28 protein-coding genes and 3 tRNA genes are annotated in these 23,875 nt (G+C 67.0%); 11 read left to right on the top strand and 20 right to left on the bottom strand.

Going from position 1 to position 23,875, the window contains the following annotated elements; genetic code table 11:
* Position 1: 1 nt before the first annotated feature.
* Both IEY07_RS19500 and IEY07_RS19495 read left to right on the top strand, forming a co-directional pair.
* On the top strand, positions 2-1,024 hold the full coding sequence (locus IEY07_RS19500; protein WP_188897074.1) for an ABC transporter ATP-binding protein: 1,023 nt from the start codon (positions 2-4) through the stop codon (positions 1,022-1,024).
* 121 nt (positions 1,025-1,145) lie between these two features.
* Positions 1,146-2,084, top strand: coding sequence for a Ppx/GppA family phosphatase (locus IEY07_RS19495; RefSeq protein ID WP_188897073.1), 939 nt, complete (start codon positions 1,146-1,148; stop codon positions 2,082-2,084).
* Positions 2,085-2,531: 447 nt separating this feature from the next.
* Here the strand turns inward: IEY07_RS19495 and IEY07_RS19490 are convergent, their stop codons facing one another.
* A complete protein-coding gene (locus IEY07_RS19490) occupies positions 2,532-3,134 on the bottom strand; it encodes a TetR/AcrR family transcriptional regulator (RefSeq protein ID WP_188897072.1) in 603 nt (200 codons plus the stop codon).
* A gap of 88 nt (positions 3,135-3,222) precedes the next feature.
* Between IEY07_RS19490 and IEY07_RS19485 the strand changes: the two genes are divergently transcribed.
* Both IEY07_RS19485 and IEY07_RS19480 read left to right on the top strand, forming a co-directional pair.
* Positions 3,223-3,591, top strand: a complete 369-nt coding sequence (locus IEY07_RS19485; RefSeq protein WP_188897071.1) for a DUF4267 domain-containing protein — start codon at positions 3,223-3,225, stop codon at positions 3,589-3,591.
* Between the two features lie 157 nt (positions 3,592-3,748).
* Complete coding sequence (locus tag IEY07_RS19480; RefSeq protein WP_188897070.1) at positions 3,749-4,147, top strand: hypothetical protein; 399 nt, start codon at positions 3,749-3,751, stop codon at positions 4,145-4,147.
* A 235-nt stretch (positions 4,148-4,382) separates the two neighbouring features.
* Here IEY07_RS19480 and rplA read toward each other — a convergent pair whose 3' ends face one another.
* The 5 genes from rplA to IEY07_RS19455 form a co-directional block, all read right to left on the bottom strand.
* On the bottom strand, positions 4,383-5,081 hold the full coding sequence (gene rplA / locus IEY07_RS19475) for a 50S ribosomal protein L1 (protein WP_188897069.1): 699 nt from the start codon (positions 5,079-5,081) through the stop codon (positions 4,383-4,385).
* 76 nt (positions 5,082-5,157) lie between these two features.
* Entirely contained in the window at positions 5,158-5,589 is a 432-nt protein-coding gene (gene rplK, locus IEY07_RS19470) for a 50S ribosomal protein L11 (RefSeq protein WP_188897068.1), read from the bottom strand.
* Between the two features lie 119 nt (positions 5,590-5,708).
* Positions 5,709-6,698, bottom strand: a complete 990-nt coding sequence (nusG, locus tag IEY07_RS19465) for a transcription termination/antitermination protein NusG (RefSeq protein WP_188897067.1) — start codon at positions 6,696-6,698, stop codon at positions 5,709-5,711.
* Positions 6,698-7,225 carry a preprotein translocase subunit SecE gene (gene secE / locus IEY07_RS24335; protein WP_229670372.1) on the bottom strand — a complete coding sequence of 176 codons (528 nt, stop codon included), beginning with the start codon at positions 7,223-7,225 and terminating at the stop codon, positions 6,698-6,700. Before secE ends, nusG begins: the two co-directional genes overlap by 1 nt.
* A gap of 66 nt (positions 7,226-7,291) precedes the next feature.
* Positions 7,292-7,364, bottom strand: a tRNA-Trp gene (locus IEY07_RS19455).
* A 232-nt stretch (positions 7,365-7,596) separates the two neighbouring features.
* Between IEY07_RS19455 and IEY07_RS19450 the strand changes: the two genes are divergently transcribed.
* Positions 7,597-8,478, top strand: a complete 882-nt coding sequence (locus IEY07_RS19450; RefSeq protein ID WP_229670370.1) for an ABC transporter permease — start codon at positions 7,597-7,599, stop codon at positions 8,476-8,478.
* Between the two features lie 40 nt (positions 8,479-8,518).
* Here IEY07_RS19450 and IEY07_RS19445 read toward each other — a convergent pair whose 3' ends face one another.
* Both IEY07_RS19445 and IEY07_RS19440 read right to left on the bottom strand, forming a co-directional pair.
* Entirely contained in the window at positions 8,519-9,769 is a 1,251-nt protein-coding gene (locus IEY07_RS19445; RefSeq protein WP_229670368.1) for an MFS transporter, read from the bottom strand.
* A 54-nt stretch (positions 9,770-9,823) separates the two neighbouring features.
* Positions 9,824-11,095 carry an aspartate aminotransferase type Ic gene (locus tag IEY07_RS19440; RefSeq protein WP_188897066.1) on the bottom strand — a complete coding sequence of 424 codons (1,272 nt, stop codon included), beginning with the start codon at positions 11,093-11,095 and terminating at the stop codon, positions 9,824-9,826.
* A gap of 93 nt (positions 11,096-11,188) precedes the next feature.
* Here IEY07_RS19440 and IEY07_RS19435 point away from each other — a divergent pair, with 93 nt between their 5' ends.
* Together IEY07_RS19435 and IEY07_RS19430 are read left to right on the top strand one after the other, a co-directional pair.
* Positions 11,189-12,757: a long-chain-fatty-acid--CoA ligase gene (locus IEY07_RS19435; protein WP_188897065.1), complete on the top strand. Its 1,569-nt coding sequence runs from the start codon at positions 11,189-11,191 to the stop codon at positions 12,755-12,757.
* A gap of 5 nt (positions 12,758-12,762) precedes the next feature.
* On the top strand, positions 12,763-13,647 hold the full coding sequence (locus tag IEY07_RS19430; protein WP_188897064.1) for an aminoglycoside phosphotransferase family protein: 885 nt from the start codon (positions 12,763-12,765) through the stop codon (positions 13,645-13,647).
* A 41-nt stretch (positions 13,648-13,688) separates the two neighbouring features.
* Here the strand turns inward: IEY07_RS19430 and treZ are convergent, their stop codons facing one another.
* The 8 genes from treZ to IEY07_RS19390 form a co-directional block, all read right to left on the bottom strand.
* A complete protein-coding gene (gene treZ / locus IEY07_RS19425; RefSeq protein ID WP_188897063.1) occupies positions 13,689-15,485 on the bottom strand; it encodes a malto-oligosyltrehalose trehalohydrolase in 1,797 nt (598 codons plus the stop codon).
* Positions 15,486-15,503: 18 nt separating this feature from the next.
* Entirely contained in the window at positions 15,504-16,541 is a 1,038-nt protein-coding gene (locus IEY07_RS19420; RefSeq protein WP_188897062.1) for a UDP-N-acetylmuramate dehydrogenase, read from the bottom strand.
* Positions 16,538-16,951, bottom strand: a complete 414-nt coding sequence (locus tag IEY07_RS19415) for a MaoC/PaaZ C-terminal domain-containing protein (protein WP_188897061.1) — start codon at positions 16,949-16,951, stop codon at positions 16,538-16,540. Before IEY07_RS19415 ends, IEY07_RS19420 begins: the two co-directional genes overlap by 4 nt.
* The gene (locus tag IEY07_RS19410) at positions 16,948-17,382 is read right to left on the bottom strand and encodes an FAS1-like dehydratase domain-containing protein (protein ID WP_188897060.1); all 435 of its coding nucleotides are present in this window, start codon (positions 17,380-17,382) and stop codon (positions 16,948-16,950) included. The genes IEY07_RS19415 and IEY07_RS19410 overlap by 4 nt, the downstream gene beginning before the upstream one ends.
* Positions 17,383-17,414: 32 nt before the next feature.
* The gene (locus IEY07_RS19405; RefSeq protein WP_188897059.1) at positions 17,415-18,125 is read right to left on the bottom strand and encodes a sirohydrochlorin chelatase; all 711 of its coding nucleotides are present in this window, start codon (positions 18,123-18,125) and stop codon (positions 17,415-17,417) included.
* 11 nt (positions 18,126-18,136) lie between these two features.
* Entirely contained in the window at positions 18,137-18,304 is a 168-nt protein-coding gene (gene rpmG / locus IEY07_RS19400) for a 50S ribosomal protein L33 (RefSeq protein ID WP_188897058.1), read from the bottom strand.
* A 75-nt stretch (positions 18,305-18,379) separates the two neighbouring features.
* Positions 18,380-18,452: transfer RNA gene (locus IEY07_RS19395), tRNA-Met, on the bottom strand.
* A gap of 33 nt (positions 18,453-18,485) precedes the next feature.
* Positions 18,486-18,558 (bottom strand) — tRNA-Thr (locus tag IEY07_RS19390).
* 91 nt (positions 18,559-18,649) lie between these two features.
* Here IEY07_RS19390 and IEY07_RS19385 point away from each other — a divergent pair.
* Together IEY07_RS19385 and ubiE are read left to right on the top strand one after the other, a co-directional pair.
* Complete coding sequence (locus tag IEY07_RS19385; RefSeq protein ID WP_188897057.1) at positions 18,650-19,510, top strand: NAD-dependent epimerase/dehydratase family protein; 861 nt, start codon at positions 18,650-18,652, stop codon at positions 19,508-19,510.
* A gap of 83 nt (positions 19,511-19,593) precedes the next feature.
* Positions 19,594-20,328 (top strand): bifunctional demethylmenaquinone methyltransferase/2-methoxy-6-polyprenyl-1,4-benzoquinol methylase UbiE, encoded by a 735-nt coding sequence (ubiE, locus tag IEY07_RS19380; RefSeq protein ID WP_188897056.1) that lies wholly within the window; start codon positions 19,594-19,596, stop codon positions 20,326-20,328.
* A 7-nt stretch (positions 20,329-20,335) separates the two neighbouring features.
* Here the strand turns inward: ubiE and IEY07_RS19375 are convergent, their stop codons facing one another.
* On the bottom strand, positions 20,336-20,791 hold the full coding sequence (locus tag IEY07_RS19375) for a universal stress protein (RefSeq protein ID WP_188897055.1): 456 nt from the start codon (positions 20,789-20,791) through the stop codon (positions 20,336-20,338).
* A 52-nt stretch (positions 20,792-20,843) separates the two neighbouring features.
* Positions 20,844-21,272, bottom strand: coding sequence for a hypothetical protein (locus IEY07_RS19370; protein WP_188897054.1), 429 nt, complete (start codon positions 21,270-21,272; stop codon positions 20,844-20,846).
* Between the two features lie 137 nt (positions 21,273-21,409).
* Here IEY07_RS19370 and IEY07_RS19365 point away from each other — a divergent pair, with 137 nt between their 5' ends.
* The gene (locus IEY07_RS19365) at positions 21,410-21,835 is read left to right on the top strand and encodes a pyridoxamine 5'-phosphate oxidase family protein (protein WP_188897053.1); all 426 of its coding nucleotides are present in this window, start codon (positions 21,410-21,412) and stop codon (positions 21,833-21,835) included.
* On the opposite strand, the gene IEY07_RS19360 is transcribed toward IEY07_RS19365, so the two are convergent.
* Positions 21,801-22,172, bottom strand: coding sequence for a hypothetical protein (locus tag IEY07_RS19360; protein WP_188897052.1), 372 nt, complete (start codon positions 22,170-22,172; stop codon positions 21,801-21,803). The genes IEY07_RS19365 and IEY07_RS19360 overlap by 35 nt on opposite strands.
* A gap of 120 nt (positions 22,173-22,292) precedes the next feature.
* Between IEY07_RS19360 and IEY07_RS19355 the strand changes: the two genes are divergently transcribed.
* Positions 22,293-22,514 (top strand): hypothetical protein, encoded by a 222-nt coding sequence (locus IEY07_RS19355; protein WP_188897051.1) that lies wholly within the window; start codon positions 22,293-22,295, stop codon positions 22,512-22,514.
* Here the strand turns inward: IEY07_RS19355 and IEY07_RS19350 are convergent, their stop codons facing one another.
* On the bottom strand, positions 22,515-23,696 hold the full coding sequence (locus IEY07_RS19350) for an MFS transporter (protein WP_268239248.1): 1,182 nt from the start codon (positions 23,694-23,696) through the stop codon (positions 22,515-22,517). It lies immediately after the preceding gene.
* Between the last annotated feature and the right edge of the window lie 179 nt (positions 23,697-23,875).

Genomic DNA, 23,875 nt, shown 5'->3' with positions numbered 1-23,875 from the left:
CATGACCGAGACGCTGACCGACACGCGCGCCGACCGGGCAGTCGCGCCACTGCTCGAGGTGGACGACCTGCATGTCGAGTTCCGGAGCGGACGCGAGGTCGTCTCCGCGGTCAACGGCGTGACATTCACGCTCGAGGCCGGCCGCACGCTGGCCATCGTCGGCGAATCCGGCAGCGGCAAGAGCGTCACCGCGCAGGCGATCATGCGACTGCTCCAGACACCGCCGGCCAGGATCAGCGGCGGCGAGATCCGCTTCCGCGGCCAGGACCTGCTCGCACTGCCCGAGCCGGAGCACCGGGCGGTCTGCGGCGAGCACATCGCGATCGTCTTCCAGGACGCCCTGGCCGCCCTGAATCCGGTCTACACGGTCGGGTTCCAGCTCACCGAGGCACTGCGATCCAGGCGGCACGTTCCGCGGTCCGAGGCCAGGAACCGGGCCGTCGACCTGCTGGACCTGGTCCAGGTGCCGAATCCCCGGCAGCGGATCAAGGAGTATCCGCACCAGTTCTCCGGCGGCATGCGGCAACGGGTGATGATCGCGATGGCGCTCGCCCTGGAGCCCGAGGTACTGATCGCCGACGAGCCGACCACCGCCCTGGACGTGACCGTGCAGGCCCAGATCATGCGGCTGCTCGGCGAGATCCAGGCCGAGCGGGAGATGGGGCTGATCCTGATCACCCACGATCTGGGGGTCGTCGCCGAGGTCGCGGACCAGGTCAACGTGATGTATGCCGGGCGGATGGTCGAGGCCGCCCCGGTCGAGGAGATCTTCGCCCGCCCGGCGCATCCGTACACCGGTGCCTTGCTGCGCTCGATCCCGCGGTTGGACCAGAAGGGCCAGCAACTCGAGGCGATCGGCGGCCGGCCGCCCGAGCTCAGTCACATCCCTTCCGGCTGCCCGTTCCACCCCCGCTGCCCGCGCGACGAGGACGTCTGCCGGACCGATCCCCCGCCGCAACTGCGCGATCTCGGCGACGACCGGTACGCCGCCTGCCACTTCGCCGAGGAGTCACAAATCCCCTGATTTCTGCGGCGTGTCGTCGGGGCTGACGGATCACGTCCGACGACACGCCGCGCAGATTGAGGAATATGTGACCCCTCGGCCGGTGGGGCGTGGGTGACGGGCGGGCCGATACCGTTGGCGCATGCGGCTGGGCGTACTCGACATCGGTTCCAACACCGGACACCTGTTGGTGGTCGATGCCCACGGCGGGGCGGCGCCGTTGCCGGCGTTCTCGATCAAGGAGCCGCTACGGCTGGCCGAACACCTCGATTCCGACGGCGCGGTCACGCCGACCGGGATCAGCGCGCTGACTGAATTCGCCGCTACGGCCGTCCGCGCCGCCGAGGACAAGGGCTGTGAGGAGATGCTCGGCTTCGCGACCTCTGCGGTCCGCGATGCCGTCAACACCGATGCCGTACTGGACCGGGTGCGGGAGCGGACCGGGGTCGCGATCTCGGTGCTGTCCGGTGAGGACGAGGCGCGGCTGACCTTCCTGGCCGTACGCCGCTGGTTCGGCTGGTCGGCCGGCCGGCTGGCGGTCTTCGACATCGGCGGCGGCTCGCTGGAGATCGCCGCCGGACCGGACGAGGCGCCCGACGCGGCCTGGTCGCTGCCGCTCGGCGCGGCGCGACTTGCCCGCTCGCGGCTGGGGTCACCCCTCGACGAAGGGTCGCTGCGGGACCTGCGGAGGTCGATTCGCGCCCAGATCGCCCACGACGCCGGTCACCTGCTGCGGGGCGGCTCGCCGGACCGAGCCGCGGCGACATCCAAGACATTCCGCTCGCTGGCGCGGATCTGCGGCGCCGCACCGAGTGCGGAAGGCCCGCTGGTGCGGCGCGTGCTGCCGCGCGAAGAGCTGCGGAACTGGGTCGCGAAGCTGATCGACATGTCCTTGGAGGAGCTGTCCGGACTGCCCGGAGTCTCCAGCAGCCGAGCCCACCAGATCGTCCCCGGCGCACTCGTGGCTGAGGCCTGCATGGACATCTTCGAGTTGCCGGAGCTCGAGCTCTGCCCGTGGGCGCTGCGCGAGGGCGTCATCCTGGAGCGCTTCGACCAGATGAGCGTCATCGGGCAGTCGTAGACCCGGTTCGGGGGCGGGCGCCCCGCTTGACGGATAGATTACCGATCGGTTTACTCCGCCCGCAGCCGCTCCGACAGGCCGAACGCTGGCTTGCCGATCGCACCGCCTACTGGAGCGCGACGCTCGATCGCCTCGGCGAGCTGGTCGAGACCAGGCAGCCACCGACGAAAAGGTGATCATGACCGCGAGTACAAGACTGGTGCGCCATTTCCGGGCGTCCCGCCAAGATCTGTTCCGCGCCCGGACGGACCCGGAACTGCGGGTCGGTGGTACTCCCCCAATCCGCAACTGAGCATCGAATTCAAGGGGGTGGTAGCTGCCCGCCATTCGTACGAGTTGATCATGGGCGGCAGCTACACGGCCCGTGGCAGCCACCGTGGCTCACTCATCGTGATCTTGTCGACCCGACCGAGGCGGACGGGCATACCGAGGGCTGGGACCTCGAGTTCAACCGGCTGGCGATCTTGCTCGGTCGGGACCGCTGAACCGGTCGACCACGAGCCGGACCCGCGCGTCGTGGTTCGGCCCCGAGAGTCGGCCGGCACGGCCCAGCATCGCCAGCCCGTGCAGCGCGCTCCACACAACCTCGGCAAGGATCCCGGGGTCGTCCGGGCCCGCCGCCGGCGTCACCGACTCTTGCACCGCGGCAAACGCGTCCCTCAACGGGGCGGGTGAGCCGGGGTCGGCGAAGACCAGTGTCGTCGGCGCCGTGAACATGATCCGGTAGAGCTCGGGATTCGCCTCGGCGAAGCCGAGATAGGCTTCGGCCAGCCGTAACAGGAGCGTCCGCGGCGCCCGTGCAGTCCCCCGGCGGTCCCGGATCGCCGCACCGAGCTCCCGAGCGCCGACCAGGGCCAGCGCAGCAGCGATGCCGGCCTTGCCATCCGGGAAATGTGAATACAGCACAGGTTGGCTGTACTCGATCGCCTCCGACAACCGGCGGGTGGTCACGGCCTCCCAGCCGTCCCGCTCGGCCACCTCACGGGCCACCCGGAGGATCCGCTGCTCCCGCTCTGTACGCTCCCGGGCTCGTCGATCGGATATCGCCATGGCAGACAATCTAGCACCGCTAGACATTGTTGCGCCCCGGTCGTAGTATCGCTCGTATTTCTAGCACTGCTACCATACGGAGCGAACCATGCACCTCATCGGACTGATACTGGTCTGGCTGCCCTGCGTCATGATCATCTACGTGGGAATCATGTATCTGTTGAAGAATCAGGCCAACGCGGCTGGCTTCGGGCTGCCGAACCTCCCGGATCCTCCGGCTCGGGGATGGTGGCAGCTGAAAGGCGTACGCGACATCGCCAGTGGCATCGCGCCGATCCTGGTGATGTTCGTCCAGCCGGCAGCGCTGCCCTGGGTGTTCATGGTCGAGACGCTGATCCCGATCGGCGACATGTCCGTCGTGCTGGCGAACCACGGCAGTCGGGCCCGCGCCCTCGGTGTCCACGGCCTGACCGCAGCGGTCATGATCATCGCCGTCGTCCTGCTGTGGCTGGGCTGAGGACCCCGTACGCCTCAGGATCGACCCACAGTCCGTCTGCGGGCTGATCTTGGGCCCCGACGGTGATGATCGCCGGCAGGCTGCACCCCGCCGGATCCTACGTTGCAGGAGCCGGCCCGATCCCGGGTCGGTCCCCACGTCGATCCAGGAGGATCAGATGCCAAAGAAGTCAACCATCGCGCGAGTGGCGGCCGCCGGAGCCGTCGCGGTCGGTCTCGCCAGTGTCGCCATGACGCCCGCTGCTCACGCAACGGACAACTCACCGTGCGGAGCGAAATTCCACCATGCCGGAACGACGGTCCAATACTGCAAGCTGTGGCGCGGGAACGTCCCCGTCCTGAACAGTTCGTGGACCAAGGTCGGCACCCTGGTCGACGGCGGCTCGGCGAACTGGTTCGAGTGCCAGGCGAAGGGCGGTGAATACACCTATCAGGGAGACAAGAACGACTGGTGGGCCTACACCGAGGCCGACAACGGCAAATGGGGCTGGGTCTCCGAGGTGTTCTTCTCCGGCGGCAACAACAACGAGCGCGACGCCGGCCTCCGCCTCTGCTAGCCGGCCTTTCGCCGAAGGGTCACATTTTCACTGACGCGTGCGGCATGTCGCGGATCCGGGTCAACCGGTCTCCACGACACGCCGCACAGATTGAGGATTATGTGACCCCTCGGCGGGTTTGGTGCGACCTTCGCCCAACAGCCGCACCAGATGCTGCGAGCCGCACCGTATGTGCACGGTGCGGCTCGCAGGAGGTGGTGCGCGGGTGGCTGACGGGCAGGCGCCCGTCACCCGGTCAGGCGGGGAGCTTCGTGTCGCTCGGGTCGACCTGGATGCCCGGGCCCATCGTCGTGGACACGGTCACCTTCTTCAGGTACTTGCCCTTGGAGCTGCTCGGCTTGAGCCGCAGTACCTCATCGAGAGCGGCGAAGTAGTTCTGCGTCAACTGCTCCGTGCTGAACGACGCCTTGCCGATGATGAAGTGCAGATTCGAGTGCCGGTCGACCCGGAACTCGATCTTGCCGCCCTTGATGTCGGACACGGCCTTGGCCACATCCATGGTGACAGTGCCGGTCTTCGGGTTCGGCATCAGACCACGCGGACCGAGCACGCGGCCGAGCCTGCCGACCTTGCCCATCAGATCCGGGGTGGCGACGACCGCGTCGAAGTCCAGGTAGCCGCCGGCCACCTTGTCGATCAGCTCGTCGGAGCCGACCTCGTCGGCGCCCGCTGCTTCGGCCTGGGCGGCCCGATCCCCGGTGGCGAAGACGAGGACCCTTGCCGTCTTGCCGGTTCCGTTGGGGAGATTCACGGTGCCGCGGACCATCTGGTCCGCCTTCCGCGGGTCGACACCCAGCCGCATGGCCACATCGACGGTTTCGTCGAATTTGGCCGAGCTGCCTTCCTTGGCCTTGGTCAGGGCTTCAACCGGGTTGTGGAGCTCCTCCGGGTTGATCTTCTCCGCGGCTGCGTTGTAGTTCTTGCTGCGCTTCATGGCTAGTTACCTCTCAACTAGTTCTGGTGCGGGCCGCGCCGGCCCTCCCAGGGTGAGCAATCCCTCGTACGAGAGATCACTTCTCGACGGTGACACCCATCGAACGGGCGGTGCCCTCGACGATCTTCATGGCGCCTTCAACATCGTTGGCGTTCAGATCGGGGAGCTTGGTCGTGGCGATCTCGCGGACCTGGGCGGCGGTGATCTTGCCGACCTTGGTGGTCAACGGGTTGCCGGCACCCTTGGACACACCGGCGGCCTTCTTGATCAGTTCCGCGGCCGGCGGGGTCTTGGTGACGAACGTGAAGCTGCGGTCTTCGTAGATGGTGATCTCGACCGGAATCACGTTGCCACGCTGGGATTCCGTCGCGGCGTTGTACGCCTTGCAGAATTCCATGATGTTGACGCCGTGCGGACCGAGGGCGGTACCGACCGGTGGCGCGGGAGTCGCGGCGCCCGCTTGCAGGGCCACCTTGACCAGCGCCGCAACCTTCTTCTTGGCGGGCATAACTTAGGGTCCTTACCTACTGTTGTCTCCTGCGGACCGGGATGGTCCGGCAGGCTTTCTTGCAATCCGGTACAGCGCCATTGCCGTACCGGAAATTCCTGGGTCCTTGGTCAGGACAGTCAGACCTTCTGGATCTGGGCGAAGGTCAGGTCGACCGGGGTCTCCCGGCCGAGGATCTCGACCAGCGCCTTGATGCGCTGGGCATTGGCGTTGATCTCGGTGATCGTGGCGTGCACCCCGGCGAACGGGCCGTCGATGACCATGACGGAATCGCCCGGGGTGAAGTCAGCGACCTCGACCTTCTTCTTCTTGCGGGTCGGGGTCTCCTTGTTCGCGGTCGCTGCGGCGACCACGGCCGGGGCCAGCATCTTCTCGACCTCGTCCAGGCCCAACGGAACCGGATTGTTGGAGTGCCCGACGAAGCCGGTGACCGACGGCGTGTGCCGCACGGTCGACCAGGACTCGTCGGTCAGGTCCATCCGGACCAGCACGTACCCGGGCAGCGTGGTCCGCTTGAGAGTCTTGCGCTGGCCGTTACGGATCTCGGTGACCTCTTCGGTGGGGACCACGATCTCGTGGATGTAGTCCTCCATGTTGAGCGAGGTGACCCGGTTCTCCAGATTCTGCTTGACGCGGTTCTCCATGCCCGAATAGGTGTGCACGACGTACCACTCGCCGATCTTGGCGCGCAGTTCGGACCGGAAGGCCTCGAGCGCTGCCTCTTCGGCGGCGTCGGCGTCCTCGGCTGCCTCGTCCTCCTCCGCCTCAGCGGCCTCGTCCTCCTCGGTGCGGAAGTCGAGGTTGATGTCGGAGTCGGTGTCGGAGAAGGAGTCGCCGCCGAAGTCGAGGTTGATGTCGACATCAGAACTGTCCGAGCCGAAGCTGTCGGAGCCGAGATCGACCTCGAACTCCTGCTCCTGCTCGGTGCTCTGGTCACCATCCTGCCGCTCGACCTGCTGGCCGTCGTCGGTCTGGGGGCTTTCCAGCGACTCGCTGCCTTCGGGCTGGAGACCCTCGGGCTCGGAGTTCGTGGGAAAGTTCTCTGACACGTCGTTCTCTCCGTCGTTCGATTCGTACTCGCGGTCGTTGCCTGCGCTTTGCTCGGTCATCAGCTGAACACCCTCAGCATCACCCATCCGATGCCGTAGTCGAGGCCGGCCACGATCGCGATGATGATCAGCACGAAGACCAGCACCACCACGAAGTAGTTCAGCAACTGCGGCCAGGTCGGATAGACGACCTTCTTCAGCTCCGAGACCGACCCCTGGATGAAGCTGATCGGTCCGCCGCGGCCGGTCGATTCCTTGCGAGCGCGCTGTTTGGGAGTGGCGCGACCTTTGCGACCGCCCCCGGTCCCGGACGTCGCCGTCTCGGTGTCGCCGGCCGAGCGGGACTTGGCTGCGGCGCCGACCGCCACCAGTTCGCGATCGCCGTCCTCGTCCTCGTCGCCGTCCTCGTCCTCGTCGCCGTCCTCGTTTTGGTCGTCGCCTTCGTCATCGACGTCGGACCCGTCGAACTCGTCCTCGCGGTCGTCCAACGCGTCCAGCTCGGCCAACTCGTCGTTTTCAGGGGTGCCGGAGTCCGACTCGGACAGGCCCTTGTCGGGCGCCGGATCCGTGTCCTTCTCTTCTGCCACGTCCTGATTCCTCACTCGGTCGGTGCCCACGCGCTCGCCTGACTCGGAGGGCGGACCTCTGCTTCGCAGGGCATGAGGGACTCGAACCCACAACCTTCGGTTTTGGAGACCGATGCTCTACCAATTGAGCTAATGCCCTACGGCGGATGTCCACGCCCGACCGAGCCCGTTCAAGGGCGCGACCGACCATGGTGCAACCACCAAGATGAAGAGTGTACGCAACCGGGCTCCCAGATGCGAACTCGACGGTTCACAGGCTCCCCAGGTATGGGATCGGATTCTACTCGCCCGAGGTCGTCCGCCCGGGTCCCGCACGACTACCCTGGCGCGATGACGGGCCAACGGCCAGTCAGCGGGTTCCGGAAGGATTGGTGGCCATCGTGGGCCTCGCCAGGTTCCTGGCCAAGCGCATCGTCGCTGTGGCCGTCACCGCTGCAGTGATGGTGGCCGTGGCGTACCTGCTGATCTATGCCGCGCCCGGCGCGCGGCCCGGAGGGGACCAGCCGCTGTCCGTGCAGGTCCTGCGGTCCGTGTGGCAGACGGTGACGCTGGACTTCGGTCCCTCGTACGGGAATCCGGCGATGTCGATCCGGCATCAGTTGGCCAGAGCGTTCCCGATCAGCGCCATCCTGACCATCGGATCGATGACTTTGGCCCTTCTGGTCGGCATCCCCCTGGGTGCGCTGGCTGCGCTCAAGCGCAACACCTGGATTGACGGAGCGCTGACGACCCTGTCACTGGCGGGGCAGGCGATCCCCGCCTATACCCTCGGCGTGATCCTGATCCTGATCTTCGGGGTCTGGGCCCCGGGCATTCTTCCGATCAACGGATGGGGCACCGTCGGCGAGGCAGTGTTGCCGATCATCGCCCTGTCGGCCGGCAACGTCGGGATCATCACCCGCTATATGCGCAGCTCGATGATCGAAACCCTCCGGAAGGATTACATCCGGACGGCCGAGGCCAAGGGCATCCGGCGTGAGCCGCTGGTCATGCGCCACGCGTTGCGCAACTCCCTGACCGCGTTGACGACCGTGGTCGGGCCGACCTTCGCCTTCACCGTGGTCAGTGCGGTCTGGGTCGAGCAGATCTTCTCGATCCCGGGCATCGGCAGCCTGATGAGCACCGCCTTCCCGACCAAGAACGTCCCGCTGTCGATGACCTCGATCTATCTGCTGTCGCTGATGGTGCTGTGCATGAACATCATCGTGGATCTGCTCTATCGGGTCTTCGACCCGAGGGTGACCCTCGGCTGACCTGTCACGGCAATCGCGATCAGCCGTCGGATTCGGCCGTTCAGTCGTCCGATTCAGCATGGGCGATGCTCGATAGCTGTCGCCAGACCAGCGCGAGAGTGATGCCGGCGCCGGCGAAGGCGAACCAGAACGGGGCGACGACCCCCCACTTCTCGGCGATCATCCCACCCAGCGCCTGACCGGCGATGATCCCGGCGTAGACGCTCATCATGTAGACCGCGCTGACCCGGCCCTGGAACCGGCGCGGTACCGCCCGCTGCCGGACGGTGTTGGACACCGTGCCCCAGACGAAGGCGTACGCCCCGAACTCGACCATGATGGCGATCGCCAGCCAGCCGGCCGTGGTCAGCGCGAAGGCAGCGTGGGTGAGCACCTCCAGCAGCAGGCAGGCCCGCATCAGGGTCGCCAACGAGAAGCGCAGCTCGAGCCGGCCGTAGAGCAGCGTGCCGATGATGCCGCCGACGGCCGAGCCGGTGGTGAGCAGGCCGAAACCGACCGAACTCATGCCCAGCCGGTTCTTCGACCACAGCACCAGCACCGACCAGGCCGCCGCCCAGGTGATGTTGAAGGCCAGGATGACCAGCGCCAACGTCCGTACGGCGGCATTGGCCCACACCCAGCGAAGTCCCTCGCCGATATCGCGCAGTACATGGGTCCGCTGCCCGTCCTCGCTGCCGGACGCCAGCCCGGATACCAACTCCGTCTCCGATCCGGAGGCGGCGATCCGCGCGACCAGCAGCACCGACAGCAGTACGCAGACGACCTGGACCACGAACGGCCAGGCAGCGCCGACCGCGAACAGGAAGGCGCCGACCGGCGGGCCGACCAACTGGTTGCAGGTCAGGAACCCGGCCTGCAGTCGCTGGTTGCCGGTGCCGAGATCGTCCCTGGGCACCAGCATCGGCAACAGGGTCGAGGTCGTCGTGTCGGCGAAGACCTCGGCCACCCCGTAGAGCAGCATCACCACCAGGACCACGGTGATGCTGACCTTGCCGGTGAAGATCGTCACGCACAGAGCGGCGACCACCAGCGATCGCAGGGTGTCGGCGATCATCACCACCTTGCGCCGGTCCAGCCGGTCGGCGAGTGCGCCGGCCCACAGACCGAAGAACAACCACGGCAGTTTCTGGACCAGGGCCGCCATCGCGACCAGGAAGGCGGAGTGGGTCTGCGAGGCCACCAGCAGCGGACCGGCGGCCACCGCGATTCCGTCGCCGATGTTGCTGGTCCAGGATGAGGCCAGCAGCCAGCGGAATCGTCGCCCCATCCGCGCTGGGACGATCGTTTCCACCAGGGAGCCACAAACGGGTGAGCTTACCGATTCCGTTGCCGGATCGAGCGGGATTCATCCCCGCAGCAGCTTGGTGACCGCGGCGAGCAGCACGCAGGTGGCCACCCCGTCGATCGCGGCGGTCACCTGGTCCAGCGGCGGGAAGGTGGGCGCGATCCGGATGGTGCGATCCTGCGGATCCTTGCCGTACGGATGGGACGAGCCGGCCGGGGTGAGCGCGATCCCGGCCTCCTTGGCCAGCCGGACCACCTCGGTCGCGGTGTTCTCGACGACGTCCAGGGTGACGAAGTAGCCGCCGTGCGGCTGGGTCCAGGTGGCCACGCCGTACGATCCGAGCCGATCGCCCAGGATCCTTTCCACGGCGTCGAATTTCGGGGCGATGATCGCTCGGTGCCTGCGCATCAGGGCCCGTACGCCGTCGGCATCCTTCAAGTAGAGCGCATGCCGTAGGTGGTTGGTCTTGTCCGGGCCGATGGTCCGTTTGGACAGGTGCTTCAGATACCAGGCGACGGTCGCGGGTGAGCCGCCGAAGAAGGAGACTCCGGCACCGGCGAAGGTGATCTTGGAAGTGGAGGCGTAGACGAAGACCCGGTCCGGGTTTCCGGCCTCGGCTGCCAGCCCGAGCACGTCGACCGGTGCGAGCTCATCGTCGGTCAGGTGATGGACCGCGTACGCGTTGTCCCACAGGACCGTGAAGTCGTCCGCCGCAGTCGGCATCGAGACCAGTTCTCGCGTCACGGCCTCGCTGTAGACGGCGCCATTCGGGTTGGCGTAGGTCGGCACCACCCAGATCGCCTTGATCGCCTCGTCCTCGGCGACCAGCCGCTTGATCGTCTCCAGGTCGGGGCCGTCCGCGGACAGGTCGACGCTGATCAGCTCGAACCCGAGATCCTCGGCCAGCTGGAAGTGCCGGTCGTAACCCGGGGTCGGGCAGAGGATCTTGTGGGGCCGGGTGGCCCAGGGCGTACCTCCGGCACGCCCGTGCAACAGCGCGAAGGCGAGGCTGTCGTGCATCACCGAAAGGCTTGAGTTGTCGGCGGCGATCAGCTGCGCGACAGGAATGCCCAGCAGGTCGGCGAAGATCTGCCGGATCTCCGGCAGCCCCTCGAGACCGCCGTAGTTGCGAATATCGGTCCCGGAGCCGTCGGTGGTCCGGTCCGCGCCGGGCAGGCTGAGCAGTTCGTTGGACAGGTCGAGCTGTTCGGCCGACGGCTTGCCGCGGGTCAGATCGAGCTTGAGGCCCGCGTCCTTGAGCTCGGCGTAGGAGGTGGTGAGTTCTTCGGCCAGTGCAGACAGGTCTGCCGGCGACAGCTCGGCCAGGCTCATGGTGACGGGATCCTCTTCTCGGTAGCGGGTTGACCCGGCCTGAAATTCTAGTGGTCGGCTCCCCTGGCTCCGGTACGGGATTACAGTGCGCCCATGGCAGGCAATGACGCACCCAGCAGCACCCCGGCGCAGACAGCGACCGCCGCTGACGCGACCGCCAGGACAGACGGCGCCCCAAATGCCAACATCGCGACCTGGCTCGCCGACCAGGCGGCTCGGAATCCGGACGCCCCGGCGATCAAGCAGGGCGACCTGACGATCAGCTACGCGTTGTACAACGAGGCGTCCGCTCGTGCGGCCGGACTGCTACGGGCCCGCGGGGTCGGTCCCGGGGACCGAGTGTCGTTGATCATGCCGAATGTCGCCTACTTCCCGATCGTCTACTACGCGATCGTCCGGCTGGGCGCGGTCGTGGTGCCGACCAATCCGCTGTTGAAGGCAGGCGAGATCAGTTACGTCTGGCAGGACTCCGAGATCAAGACCGCGGTGGTGCTCGACATGTTCGCCCCGGAGGCGACCAAGGCGGCCAAGGACACCGGCACCGACATGATCACCGTCGTCCCCGGCGAATTCGATCAGCTGCTGATGGCCCAGGAACCGGTCCGCGAGGTGGTGCATCGCGACCCGCAGGACACCGTGGTGATCTTGTACACCTCCGGTACGACGGGCCGGCCCAAGGGGGCCGAGCTGTCCCAGAGCAACATCAGCACGAATGTGATCACCAGTATCGAGACGTTGTTCCACGGCGGCCCCACGGACGTGATCTTCGGTGGGCTGCCCCTGTTCCACACCTTCGGCCAGAGCTGCGCGATGAACGCCGCCGTGTACGGCGGCTCCTGCCTGGCTCTGCTCCCGCGCTTCGATCCGGCCGAGGCGCTGAAGATCATCGAACGCGAGAAGGTGACGATCTTCCTGGGTGTGCCGACCATGTACATGGCCCTGCTCTCGGTGCCGGACAAGGCAACCTATGACACCTCGAGCCTGCGGCTGGCCGCATCCGGTGGATCGTCGATGCCGGTCGAGGTGCTGCACGCGGTGGAGAAGGAGTTCAGTCTCAAGTTGCTCGAGGGTTACGGGCTCTCCGAGACCTCGCCGGTCGCGACCTTCAACCATCCTGACCGGCCGAGCAAGGCGGGCTCAATCGGATATGCGATCCGCGGGGTCGAGGTCAGGGTGGTCGATCCGGACGACAATGACGTGCCGGTCGGGGAGATCGGCGAGATCGTGATCCGTGGCGAGAACATCATGAAGGGGTATCTGAACAACCCGCAGGCGACCGCGGATGCGATGCGGAACGGCTGGTTCCACAGTGGTGATCTTGGTCGGGTGGACGAGGACGGCTACTTCTCCATCGTCGACCGGGTCAAAGACATGATCGTCCGCAACGCCTACAACGTGTATCCGCGGGAGGTCGAGGAGTTGCTCTTCACCCATCCTGCGGTCGCGGAGGCCGCTGTCGTGGGCGTCCCGCACCCGATCCACGGCGAGGAGATCGCGGCGCTGATCACCTTGAAGCCGGGAGTCGAGGCGACCGAGGACGAGATCCGCGAATGGACCAAGGAACGGATCGCCGCCTACAAGTACCCGCGGATCGTGAAATTCGGCCCGATTCCCAAAGGCCCGACCGGCAAGGTGCTCAAGCGCGAAATCAAGATCAACTGAGCCGCGTGGAGCACGACGTCGGGCTGACGGGGATCGCCGCCGAGCAGTGGCCGGATCACGACTGGCCTGCTGCCGAGGTACTGCACGGGGCGTTCCACGTCGTCATGATCCCGCCGGGAGACGACGTCGTGTTGCGGGTCGTGACCGGGCGTGGATTTGATGCGCGGTGCACGCGGGAGGTCGGAATCGTCCGTACGCTCGCAGCGACGATCCTCCCGCTGCCGGTGCCGAAGCTCCTGGCGGATCCGATCACGACCGCCGAGTGGTCGGCGTACCTGGTCAGCCGACTGCCCGGCAGGCCGCTGGACACAGAGGATTCCGATCCGGTGCCGACCGAGGACTACCGACAGATCCTGTACGGCTTCGCGCAGCTCGACCCGTCGCGGCTGGCTGATCTCCCGACGCCGCGATCATGGTGCGGCGGGGACGAATGGCCCGGGATCGTCGAACATGATCTTGTACCACTGCTGCCGCCCGAAGCCCGGCAGGGCGCGCTGCGCGCCATCGATGACCTGCTGGCGGCCGAGCTGCCCGCGTCGCAGACCTTCTGCCATGGTGATTTCGGGCCACACAACATCCTCTGGCAGAACCGCATGCCGACCGGGCTGATCGATTGTGATCATGCCTGTCTCGGCGACCGGGCGATCGACGTCGCGCCGCTGATCAGCTGGCACGGCGTACGCGCGCTGGAGGCCGTGTTCGACCGGACACTCCTGCGTCGGGCGATGACCCACCGCGCCACACTGTCGCTCCAGGTCGCTGCCGCAGCGCACCTGGTGGATTCGACCGCGCTCCGTGATCATGCGTTGGGCAACTTCACCCAGCGGCTGGAGAGCGGGAGGCTGTACGACCCTCAGGGCCGGCAGCCGGCAGATCTCCGGCCCGTTTGACGGTCGGTGCCGGGGTGCGAGACGGACCAACTGCCGCGGCGTCAGCGAACCGGAGCAGGGACGAGACGGGCGACCAGCGCGCTGTGGCTGCCGAGCTCGACCGCGAGGTCGTCCACGCCGACGTCTCCGACTGTCAGCAGGGTCTCCACTCCCGATGCCGGGTCCGGTGAGCCGGCCGGGCGCAGCGTGGCCGGCCGGTCAGAGAAGTTGATCATGATCAGCACCTCGCCGCGACGGATGCTCAGGGTCCGGCTCTCGTCGTCGGGATGTGCCGACGTGTCGAAGAAGCGCGGATCGGTGATGTCGGGTAGCTGTCTGCGCAGCCTGATCACCCGCTTGGCGAGCCCCAGCAGCTCGGAGTGCGGACCGGACCGGACTTCGGCCCAGTCCAGTTTGGAGCGCTGGAAGGTCCGCGGATCCTGGGGATCAGGCACCGAGTCGGTCTCCCAGTCCATCGCGGCGAACTCTCTGGCCCGGCCTTCGGCGACGGCCTTGCCCAGCTCGGGTTCGGGATGGCTGGTGAAGAACTGCCAGGGCGTCGAGGCGCCCCACTCCTCGCCCATGAAGATCATCGGCGTGAACGGGCTGAGCAGGGTCAGCACGGCTGCGAGCTGCTGCTGCCGATGATCGAGCTTGGCCGACAACCTCTCCCCCGTCGCCCGGTTGCCGATCTGATCATGGTTGTCGGAGAACACCACCAGCCGCCAGGTCGGAACGTGCTCGGTGTCCAGCGGCCGGCCGTGGCTACGCCCGCGGAAGGACGAGCCGGTGCCGTCGTGGAAGAATCCGCGCTCGATGGTCTTGGCCAGTGCCGACGGCGAGACGAAGTCCGCGTAATAGCCACTGGTGTCGCCGGTCAAATCCGCGTACAGCGCGTGGTGGAAGTCGTCGCTCCACTGTCCGGTCAGCCCGTAGCCGCCTGCCTCGCGCGGGCTGATCAGCCGCGGATTGTTCAGATCCGACTCGGCGATCAGGGTCAGCGGCCGGCGCAGATGGGCGCTGAGCGCATCCACCTCGGCCGCGAGATCCTCCAGGATGTGCGAGGCGCGGGTATCACTCAACGCGTGCACGGCGTCCAGCCGCAATCCGTCGACGTGATAGTCCCGCAGCCACATCAGGGCGTTCTCGATGATGTAGGCGCGGACCTCGTCCGAGCCGGGTCCGTCGAGGTTGACGGTGTCGCCCCAGGTGTTGGATCGACCCTCGGACAGGTACGGCGCGAACCGCGGCAGGTAGTTCCCGCTCGGGCCGAGATGGTTGTAGACGACGTCCTGGATCACCGCGATGCCGCGCTGGTGGCAGGCGTCGACGAATGCCTGGTAGGCCGCCGGTCCGCCGTAGCTCTCCTGGACCGCATACCAGCAGACGCCGTCATAACCCCAGCCGTGATCACCGTTGAAGGCGTTCACGGGCATCAGTTCGACGGCGTCGACACCGAGATCGACAAGATGATCAAGCCTCTCGACCGCGGAGACCAATGTGCCCTCGGCGGTGAATGTGCCGACGTGCAGCTCATAGATCACCATCCCGGCCAGTTGCCGACCGGTCCAGCGCTGATCATGCCAGTCGTACGCCTCCGGGTCGAAGCTGCGGGACAGGCCGTGGACGCCGTCGGGCTGACGACGCGAGCGCGGATCAGGCAGCGGCTGTTGATCATCATCGACCAGGAAGCCGTAATCGACCTCGCGGCTTCCCAGCGCTGACAGCAGATCGGCGGGCAGCTCCGCGGCAGGGCGCCACCAGTCCTGCTCATCCTTGATCAACTCAATGCGCTTCCCGTCCGCGACAGCGGCCAGTCGCTGCGCTCGGGGAGCCCAGACGCTCAGCAGTTCATCCATGATCACCAATCGGTTTGGTCATAGGGCGCAATTCACCAGATTCGGCTCGGGGACCAACTCGACGCCGAACCGGTCCAGCACACCGGCCCGCACCTCCCGGGCCAGCCGCAGCAGATCCTCTGCGGTGGCAGTGCCCCGGTTCGTCAGCGCCAGCGTGTGCTTGCCGGACAGGGTGGCCGGCGGCGTGCCATCACAGTTCCCGCCGTAGCCCTTCTCAAACCCGGCGTGCTCGATCAACCAGGCGGCACTGGTCTTGACGCCGCCGTCCGCCTGGGACCACCGCGGAGCGGCTTCCGGCAGCCGCGCAGCGGCGTCGGGGGTCAGCACCGGATTGGTGAAGAACGAGCCCGCGCTCCAGGTGTCGTGATCATGCTCGTCCAGCACCATGCCCTTGCTGCGCCGCAGCTCCAGCACGGCCTCGCGGACGGCAGCGGCCTTGACCCGGGTGCCGATCGGCACCTCGAGGGCCTGCGCCAGCTGGGCGTAGCCGACCGGTGCCGACAGATCGCCCAGTCTGGTCTGCAGCGTGACACTCAAGATCACGTACCGTCCCGGTTCTGCCTTGAACCGCGACCAGCGGTAGCCGAATCCGCAGTCGGAGACCGCGAACGTCTTCTGTTGTCCCAGCTGCCTGTCGTAGGTCCGCACCGAGGCCAGCGTCTGGCTGATCTCTGCGCCGTAGGCGCCGACATTCTGGATCGGGGTCGCCCCGACCAGACCGGGGATCCCCGACAGTGCCTCCAGCCCGGACCACTCCTCGCCCACCGCGTGCGCCACGACATCGTCCCAGGGCTCGCCTGCGGCGATGGTGATCATGGCACCCGAACAGGTGCTGACGTCGGCGTCCAGGCCGCGGGTGGCGATCCTGACCACGGTGCCGTCGAAGCCGTCATCGCCGACCAACAGATTGGATCCACCACCGATGATCAACAACGGCTCGCCGGCGGTGTCGGCTTCCCGGACCGCCTCGACGATCTCGGCCTCGGTGGTTGCGGCGACCAGCTTCTTGGCCGGGCCGCCTACTCGCAGCGTCGTCAGCTCCCCCAGGGTCGTCACGAGATGTCCACCTCGGCGGTGGCCATCCCGAGCACCTTCTCCGAGCCGTGCCGGACGTCCAGCGCAACGGTCGCGATTCCCGCGGCGATCTTGGTGACGGTGCCGGTGATGACCAGTTCGGCGCCGATCGCATCGTCCGGGACCGGAATCGGGCGGGTGAAGCGTACGAAGGCACCGCGAACCCGGGCCGGGTCCTGGACCCAGTCGGTGACCGCGCGCAATGCCAGGCCCATGGTGAGCATCCCATGACCGATCACGCCCGGCAGCCCGAGCGCGGTTGCGTGGAAGTCGGAATAGTGGATCGGGTTGAAGTCGCCCGAAGCGCCGGCGTAGCGGACCAGGGTCTCGCGGGTCACCATCGTGGCGAGGACGGGGATCTCACTGCCGACCTCGGCGGCGATCGCGGTCATTGCTGCTCCTGCTGGTCGGCCGGGCGGGTGTGCATGAAGGTCGACGAGGCCGTGCAGATCTCTTCGCCGTCGACGGACGACAGCACGACGCTGGAATTGATGATGTCGACGCCACCGCGGTTGCGGACCTTGTCGATCGTCGGCGTCGCGGTCACCAGGTCGCCGGCCCGCAGCGGCCGGCGGTGGCTGATCCGCTGGTCGCCGTGCACGATCCGGCGCAGCTCGAGCCCGAGCTCGTCATCGGACCAGAGTGCGCCCCAGGCCTGTCCGGCGATCACGGCGGCGAAGGTCGGCGGCGCGATCGGGGCATCGCCCCGGTAGGCGGGATTGTCGTCGCCGAGCGCGGCGGCGAATTCGGCGACCTTGGCCCGGGTGACCTCGTACGGCTCGGTCGGCGGATAGCTGCGACCCGCGTGCGCATCGGAAATCATGGACCGAACTCTAGTTAGTGATGATCGTCTAGCTAGTGATGATCGTCGGGGACCGTAGCAGCCCGTGCCACCACCAGCGGCGCGAGCAGGTCCTCCAGCGGCGCCGACACCTGGAGACCCTGCTCGGCCGCAGCTGCGCGGATCTTGTCCAGCAGCAGTCCATGACCGACGAACAGAGCGAGAACGCCGGCCACGCCGGGCCGGGCCAGCAGGTCGGTCGCGCGGGGCTCGCAGGTCGCGAAGCCGACCTCGACCGGTCCCTGACGGACCGCGGTCAGCCGGTCGGCCAGATCGACCACCGCGGCGTTGGCCTCCGGCCGCGACGAGCCGACCGCGGCCAGTACCAGTGTCCCGGTCACCGGGATCCGGGCATCGGAGGCCGCCAGGCCCAGGATCGGGATCAGCGCATCGGGCGTACCGAGGATGTCGGTCAGCACCAGGTCGACACCGGACGCCGACCGGGCCGCGGCCACCGTGGCCGGGGCATCCGTACGGGCATGGAAAGCGGGGGTGAAGAGCAGCGGCACGACCGTCGCCCGCCGGTGGCCCGACGCTCGGATCGCGCATGCGACCGCGGTCAGATCGGGCTCGTTCAGGTCGAGATAGGCGGCGCGGACCGGAGCCGGCCAGGAAGCGTCGACAGCGGCGCGAAGGCGCTCGACGGAGGCCGTACCGAGGGAGTGACGGCTGCCGTGGGCAAGCAAAACGACCGGTCCCCGCTCGCGGGAACCGGTCGGAGACACTGAACCGGAGGTCAGCGGGTCTCGCGATGCGCCGTGTGCTTGTGGCAGCGCGGGCAGAACTTGTTGAGCTCGAGCCGGTCGGGATCGTTACGCCGGTTCTTCTTCGTCAGGTAGTTCCGCTCCTTGCACTCCGTGCAGGCGAGCGTGATCTTCGGCCGGATATCGGATGCCTTGGCCATTGCCTAGTCCTCGTGCTCTTTGTCGTCTTGGTGAACTTGTCGTCTCGGGTGAAACGGGTCGTCTCTGCTGATCTGTAGCGGGAACGGGACTTGAACCCGTGACACAGCGATTATGAGCCGCTTGCTCTACCGTCTGAGCTATCCCGCCTTGGGTTTAGCGTGACCACCCATGATCACACCGAGCCCCCATGCGGAATCGAACCGCAGACCTTCTCCTTACCATGGAGACGCTCTACCGACTGAGCTATAGGGGCATCAGGCACGGTTATCTACGAATCGCGCCGACGCACAAAGATACACAATCTCTCGACTCCAACGCGAATCGAGACAGAACAGGTGGGAACCATGCGCATCGTAGTCACCGGCGGGAACGGCAAGGCCGGACAGTGGGTGGTCCGCGAGCTCGCGGCAGCCGGCCACGAGGTCGTCAACTTCGACCTCGTCCCGCGGCCCGAGCTGGCCCTGCCCGGCACCTTCTGCCGGGTCGAGCTGACCGACGCCGGCCAGGTGTACGACGCCCTGGCACAGTTCCGTCCGGAGGGGATCGCGCATCTGGCCGCCAACCCGGCACCGTCGGGACAGGCACGGATCGACGTTTTCGACAACAACGTCCTCAGCGCCCACAACCTGCTGCAGGCCGCGGGCGACCTCGGCGTACGACGGGTGGTGTACGCCTCCAGTGAGATGGCGACCGGGCTGATGCACGAGGACGTGGTGCCGGCCCGGATCCCGTTCGACGAGTCCGAGCGGCGGCCGTCACCCAACGCGTACGCCCTCAGCAAATTCATCAGCGAGGTGATCGTCGACTCGCTCGCCCTGGCCCACCCGCAGACCTCCTGGGTGGGCCTGCGGATCAACAACGTGATCCCGCCGGACGACTACGACCGATTCCGCGAGGAGTGGGCCGATCCCAGCCGCAACATGGTGAATTTCTGGAGCTACATCGATGCCCGCGACGTCGGCACCGCCTATCGGGCCGCACTCGAGGGCGACAGCCTCGGTCACGAGGTGTGCCTGATCGCGGCCGCCGACACCAGGGCCCGGCGCGGCCTGCGCCAGCTGATGGCCGAGTACTACGACGGCTACGACGCCTTCGCCGACGACTACCGGGATCCGCAGTCGGCACTGGACTGCAGCAAGATGCGCGATCTGTTCGGCTGGACGCCCAGCCACAGCTGGCGCGATGAGCTCCCCGAAGGATCCTGAGCCCGCCGAGGGACCCGATGGTCCTCCCGGTCGGGTGACTTTCGACCCGACCGCCGGGGGCGCGGGTGCTCGACGCTGGTGCCATGACCAACGACGTCCCGGCCAACGCCGATCTCGGCCTGTTGCTGCAACACCAGCCGCACCTGATCTCCGGAATGTTCGACAGCATCGCCGCCCGCTACGACGGGCTGGACTCGCTGCTGAGCGCCGGCCTGGACGATCACTGGCGCGCCGAGTTGATCAAGGAACTCGGACCGATCGAGGGTGCGGACGTGCTGGATCTGTGCGCCGGTACCGGCGAGGTCACACTCAGCCTCGTCCATGCCGGAGCACGATCGGTCACCGGTGTCGACTTCGCGCCCCAGATGCTGCGAATCGCCTATCACAAAGCACATCGGGAGGGCCTGGACGGCATCCGGTTCATCTGTGCCGATGCCCTGCACGCCCCGGTCCGTTCGACCAGTATGGATGCGGTGACGATGGCCTTCGGGCTGCGCAATGTCGTGGATCCGGCGGCAGCGGTTGCCGAGATCCACCGGGTGCTGCGGCCCGGCGGCCGACTGGCGATCCTCGAGCTCAGCCATCCCTCGCATGTCGTCGCGGGCCCGTTCCGCGCCTACTTCGAGCATGTCATGCCGATGATCGGCCGGCTGGTCTCCCACAATCCGGAGGCCTACCGGTATCTCCCGGAGTCCGTTGACGCCTTCCCCTCGCCGGACCGGGTGGTCGGGATCATCGCCACGGCAGGATTCGCCGACGTACGCGCCCGTGCCTTCAGTCAGGGCGTGGCGCACTGCTACACAGCGCGCAAGCTGTAGCACGTCGTCAGGAGACGGGGACCCGGTCGTCGGCCAGCGGCACGGCGACCACCGGGATGTCGGCGTGATGGAGGCAGTAGCGGCTGACCGAGCCCTCGAGGAAGCGGTCGAATCCGACGTGTTCCCGGGTGCCGACCACCAGCAGATCCGCCCCGCGTGCCAACCGGACCAGCTCCGGACCGGGAGTGCCGGCCAGCTGGGTCAGCGTCCAATGCGACTCCGGGCGAACGGCGTAGTACAGCGCCGCGACCTCTGCTTCCGATTCCTTGCGCCACGATTCCTGGTTGACTAACGGCGTGCCCGCGACGCCGACCGCGTACGGGTAGCCCGGCGTCCGGACCGGGTGGACGGCCACCGCGTGCAGCGATGCGCCCGTCCGGCGTGCATAGGACGCTGCCCACTCCAATGCCGTCCGCGATTGCGGCGACTCGTCGACGCCGACGACCACGATCTCTCTGTTCATTTCCTCTCCTCCGTCTCAAGATCAGTGACGGGCATGATCAACCGCGGGCATATCAATTGCAGGGGTGGGCGACCGAACCTGCCAGCTTCATGGCAGGGATATAGAGCTGTCGCCGGACCAGGGCATCCGGCCAATTGAGCGGCAATCGATCGTCGGGTACGGCCGGATCCAACTCGTGACCGACGCCGCTGAGCAGTACGGCCCACCGGCCGGCGTCGTTGTCCTCTCCGTCCACCTCGAGCGTCACGTAGCGGTGGACGGCGTACTGGAACAGCTGGTTGAACGCGGGAACGGTGATCACCACTCCGCGGGCCTGACCCGCAACGTAAGGCCGGTACTCCGTGACCAGATGGTGCACGCCGGTGCCGGTGAGGACCTCGAGCCGCCCCTCGGTTGAGGTCGCGAGGCGGATCCAGCAACCGGTCTCGTCCAACGATTGGACCCACAGGCTCTGACGAGCCCGGAGGATGTGATCAGTCATCATGATGACCTCGAATCCAGATCTTCTCCTGTCCCCATCCTGGTCGGATCGGGATGGCTGCGACCGGGACGAAAGGCCTGCAATGTCCGGGACTCCTGGAAGGTCATCCTTCACGGCGGACTGCCTAGCGTGGATCCATGGCCACCACGTCAGCCCGGCAGGCCGGGCACCTCAGCAAACTTGATCTTCATGACTGCCACGCTTTGCTGGCATCGGAGTCGGTCGGGCGGATCGCCTGGTCGGCCGGATCCGGTCAGATCATCCGGCCGATCACCTACGTCTACGCCGATCCGGTGATCGGATTCCGCACCGCGCCGGACGGCAGACTGGCCGAACTCGTCCGTCCCACAGCCGTCGCGTTCGAGGTCGACCGCCTCGATGACCTGCACAACGAGGCGGTCAGCGTCATCGTCCAGGGCGTCACCAGCGGCGCGAACCGGGAATCCGGCCGGCCCGGCTGGGTCGACCAGGTGGTGCCGTGGGCCGGCGGAGCTCGCGAGCTCGCGATCGAGGTGCACATCACCAAGATCACCGGGCGCCGGATCCACCGGGGCCACTCCTGAACGCCGGCGGGTCAGGCCACAGCGCCTTCTGCCACAGGCCGTGCACCAGGAACGGGCGGAAGCCGAGCGCGCGGTTGATCGCCAGCATGGCGGCATTCTCGTCGGCGTTTCCGGTGGTGACTCTGCTCGCACCGTGATCGACCGCATTCAGCAGCCGAAGGTTGTTGATCTTGATCTTCGGTCCGAGATTGTGGCCGCGGTGTCTCGAGTAGATCCGGCTGTCGACGACTTCCCGCACGAGAGTGTTGTAGAGCTGCGTCCTGGCCACCAGCTCGTCCCAGCCGGGTCCACCCTGGGACGGTGGGATCACCAGCTCGCGAATCTCGATATCGGTCACGTTCGCGATTATCCGCTGCCGGAGTCGTACGCGCCGGGCCTTTCGGCAGGACGAGGCATGCAGTTCGCTGCAAGGCACGAGCGCTCGGCCCTGCGACCGGGCCCCGGAGACATTGCACCGATGCGCTTTGTTCCTGGCCGAATTCCGTGCTGGCTGGAAGATCACCGGCGCCGGCGGCAGACCCAGGACGGACCGGCTGTACGCCTGCAGCGTGAGGGCCTGAAGATGCGCGCGGTCATGATCATCACGGTTACCTTCATCGCGATCTACCGGCGTCAGAGCGGACCGCCCGGGTCCGAGCCGGTCGGCGCTCCGCACCACAGCACCGGGCTCGAGGGTTGATCACTCGCGTATGAACGCCGAGTCGTCGGGACGGAAGCGCCGACTGGTGAGGATCAGGCCGACGAAGCCGAGCGCGGTCAGGCAGGCCGGGATGAAGAACAGCCGCGGGATACCGAGCCAGCCGACGCTGAACGCGCTGATCACGCCGCCGACGGCACCGGCCAGTGGCAGCGCACTGCTGTAGAGCGACGAAGCCAGGCCGATCCGACGCGGCTGGAGTTGCTGGGCGACCGTGATGCCCAGGCCAGCGATGGCGGCCCACAACCCGGACATCAGGATCTGGCCGAGGAACAGTCCCCCGACCCCGGTGCTGGTGGCGTACGCGATGTGAGCACACACCCCCAGGAAGGCGGCGACCGTCAGGGTGCGGATCGGTGTGATCTTGTCGGCGAGCCGCGCGAACACCGGCATCAACAAGAATTCGGCGAAGGGTTGCATGGCGATCACCGCACCCCGCAGGGTGTCGCTGGTGTGCAACTGGTCGGCCATGAACAGCGGCAGGAATGCGACCTTCATCGTGTCGCCGTTCATCACCAGCACGATGCAGCCGAGATAGATCAACAGCGGCGTGATCGCCGACCGTCGACCCAGGCCGCGCGACCCGGACCGAGAGAGATCTTGATCATCCGATGCCGCAGCGGGAGCGCTGATCACCGTGAAGCGTTCGATCCGGCGCAGACCGAGCGGAATCAGCTGGGCCAGCAGGCAGCCCGCGTTGGCGAGCAGCAGCGTCCGCAGACCGAAGGCGGCACCGAACCAGCTCCCCAGCACCGGGCCGATGATCCAGCCGGCCGAGAACGCCATCCGGACCCCGGCGATCACCCGGTTGTTGGCCGGGGTCGGATGCCGGCTGAGCTCGTCCCGGGTGGCAGCGAACAGCTGGCCCATGGCTCCGCCGCTGACGCTCAGCACCACCCCGCCGATCACGAACGGCATCCAGGCCCGGGTGGCAAAGGCCATCGCGACCCAGCCGAGCGCGCCGATGATCGTGCAGGCCCGATAGAGGAAGAGTCGGTTGGAGAGCCGTTCGGACAGCGATCCGACCAGGAACGCCGCCACCGGCGCCATCAGGTTCACCAGGTAGTACAGACCCGCCAGATGGATCGGGATGTGCAGATCGGTGGTCAGGTAGAGCGTCATCTGGGGCATCGTCGACGAGACGCCGATCCCGGAGATGAACAGGCCGATGCAGGACGCGCGCAGGAACGGTGTCCGCCACAGGATGCGGATCAGTGACGTCGCTGGGTCGCTCTCGACGCGAGTCGGAGTCTCGGTGCTTTTCGTACGGTCTCCTGGAAGCCGGAGTTCTCGGTGAGAACGCGGACAAGCACAGACGTTATCGTGACGGCTGCCGGGACGTC

Origin of the sequence: Microlunatus endophyticus, from assembly GCF_014646195.1 — a bacterium.
In the GTDB taxonomy this organism is placed as follows: Bacteria; Actinomycetota; Actinomycetes; order Propionibacteriales; family Propionibacteriaceae; genus Microlunatus; species Microlunatus endophyticus.
This window is presented reverse-complemented; position numbering and strand designations above follow the sequence as displayed.

Coding starts and splice junctions, on each gene's coding strand:
- IEY07_RS19485 (WP_188897071.1), top strand. CDS start 3,223: ATGCACCTCATCGGACTGATACTGGTCTGGCTGCCCTGCGTCATGATC.
- IEY07_RS19410 (WP_188897060.1), bottom strand. CDS start 17,382: ATGATTTCCGATGCGCACGCGGGTCGCAGCTATCCGCCGACCGAGCCG.
- ubiE (WP_188897056.1), top strand. CDS start 19,594: ATGACCAACGACGTCCCGGCCAACGCCGATCTCGGCCTGTTGCTGCAA.
- IEY07_RS19375 (WP_188897055.1), bottom strand. CDS start 20,791: ATGAACAGAGAGATCGTGGTCGTCGGCGTCGACGAGTCGCCGCAATCG.
- rplA (WP_188897069.1), bottom strand. CDS start 5,081: ATGAAGCGCAGCAAGAACTACAACGCAGCCGCGGAGAAGATCAACCCG.
- rplK (WP_188897068.1), bottom strand. CDS start 5,589: ATGCCCGCCAAGAAGAAGGTTGCGGCGCTGGTCAAGGTGGCCCTGCAA.
- IEY07_RS19480 (WP_188897070.1), top strand. CDS start 3,749: ATGCCAAAGAAGTCAACCATCGCGCGAGTGGCGGCCGCCGGAGCCGTC.
- IEY07_RS19500 (WP_188897074.1), top strand. CDS start 2: ATGACCGAGACGCTGACCGACACGCGCGCCGACCGGGCAGTCGCGCCA.
- IEY07_RS19385 (WP_188897057.1), top strand. CDS start 18,650: ATGCGCATCGTAGTCACCGGCGGGAACGGCAAGGCCGGACAGTGGGTG.
- IEY07_RS19355 (WP_188897051.1), top strand. CDS start 22,293: ATGCGCTTTGTTCCTGGCCGAATTCCGTGCTGGCTGGAAGATCACCGG.
- rpmG (WP_188897058.1), bottom strand. CDS start 18,304: ATGGCCAAGGCATCCGATATCCGGCCGAAGATCACGCTCGCCTGCACG.
- IEY07_RS19415 (WP_188897061.1), bottom strand. CDS start 16,951: ATGACCGCGATCGCCGCCGAGGTCGGCAGTGAGATCCCCGTCCTCGCC.
- IEY07_RS19435 (WP_188897065.1), top strand. CDS start 11,189: ATGGCAGGCAATGACGCACCCAGCAGCACCCCGGCGCAGACAGCGACC.
- treZ (WP_188897063.1), bottom strand. CDS start 15,485: ATGGATGAACTGCTGAGCGTCTGGGCTCCCCGAGCGCAGCGACTGGCC.
- IEY07_RS19440 (WP_188897066.1), bottom strand. CDS start 11,095: ATGAGCCTGGCCGAGCTGTCGCCGGCAGACCTGTCTGCACTGGCCGAA.
- IEY07_RS19370 (WP_188897054.1), bottom strand. CDS start 21,272: ATGACTGATCACATCCTCCGGGCTCGTCAGAGCCTGTGGGTCCAATCG.
- IEY07_RS19495 (WP_188897073.1), top strand. CDS start 1,146: ATGCGGCTGGGCGTACTCGACATCGGTTCCAACACCGGACACCTGTTG.
- nusG (WP_188897067.1), bottom strand. CDS start 6,698: ATGACCGAGCAAAGCGCAGGCAACGACCGCGAGTACGAATCGAACGAC.
- IEY07_RS19490 (WP_188897072.1), bottom strand. CDS start 3,134: ATGGCGATATCCGATCGACGAGCCCGGGAGCGTACAGAGCGGGAGCAG.
- IEY07_RS19365 (WP_188897053.1), top strand. CDS start 21,410: ATGGCCACCACGTCAGCCCGGCAGGCCGGGCACCTCAGCAAACTTGAT.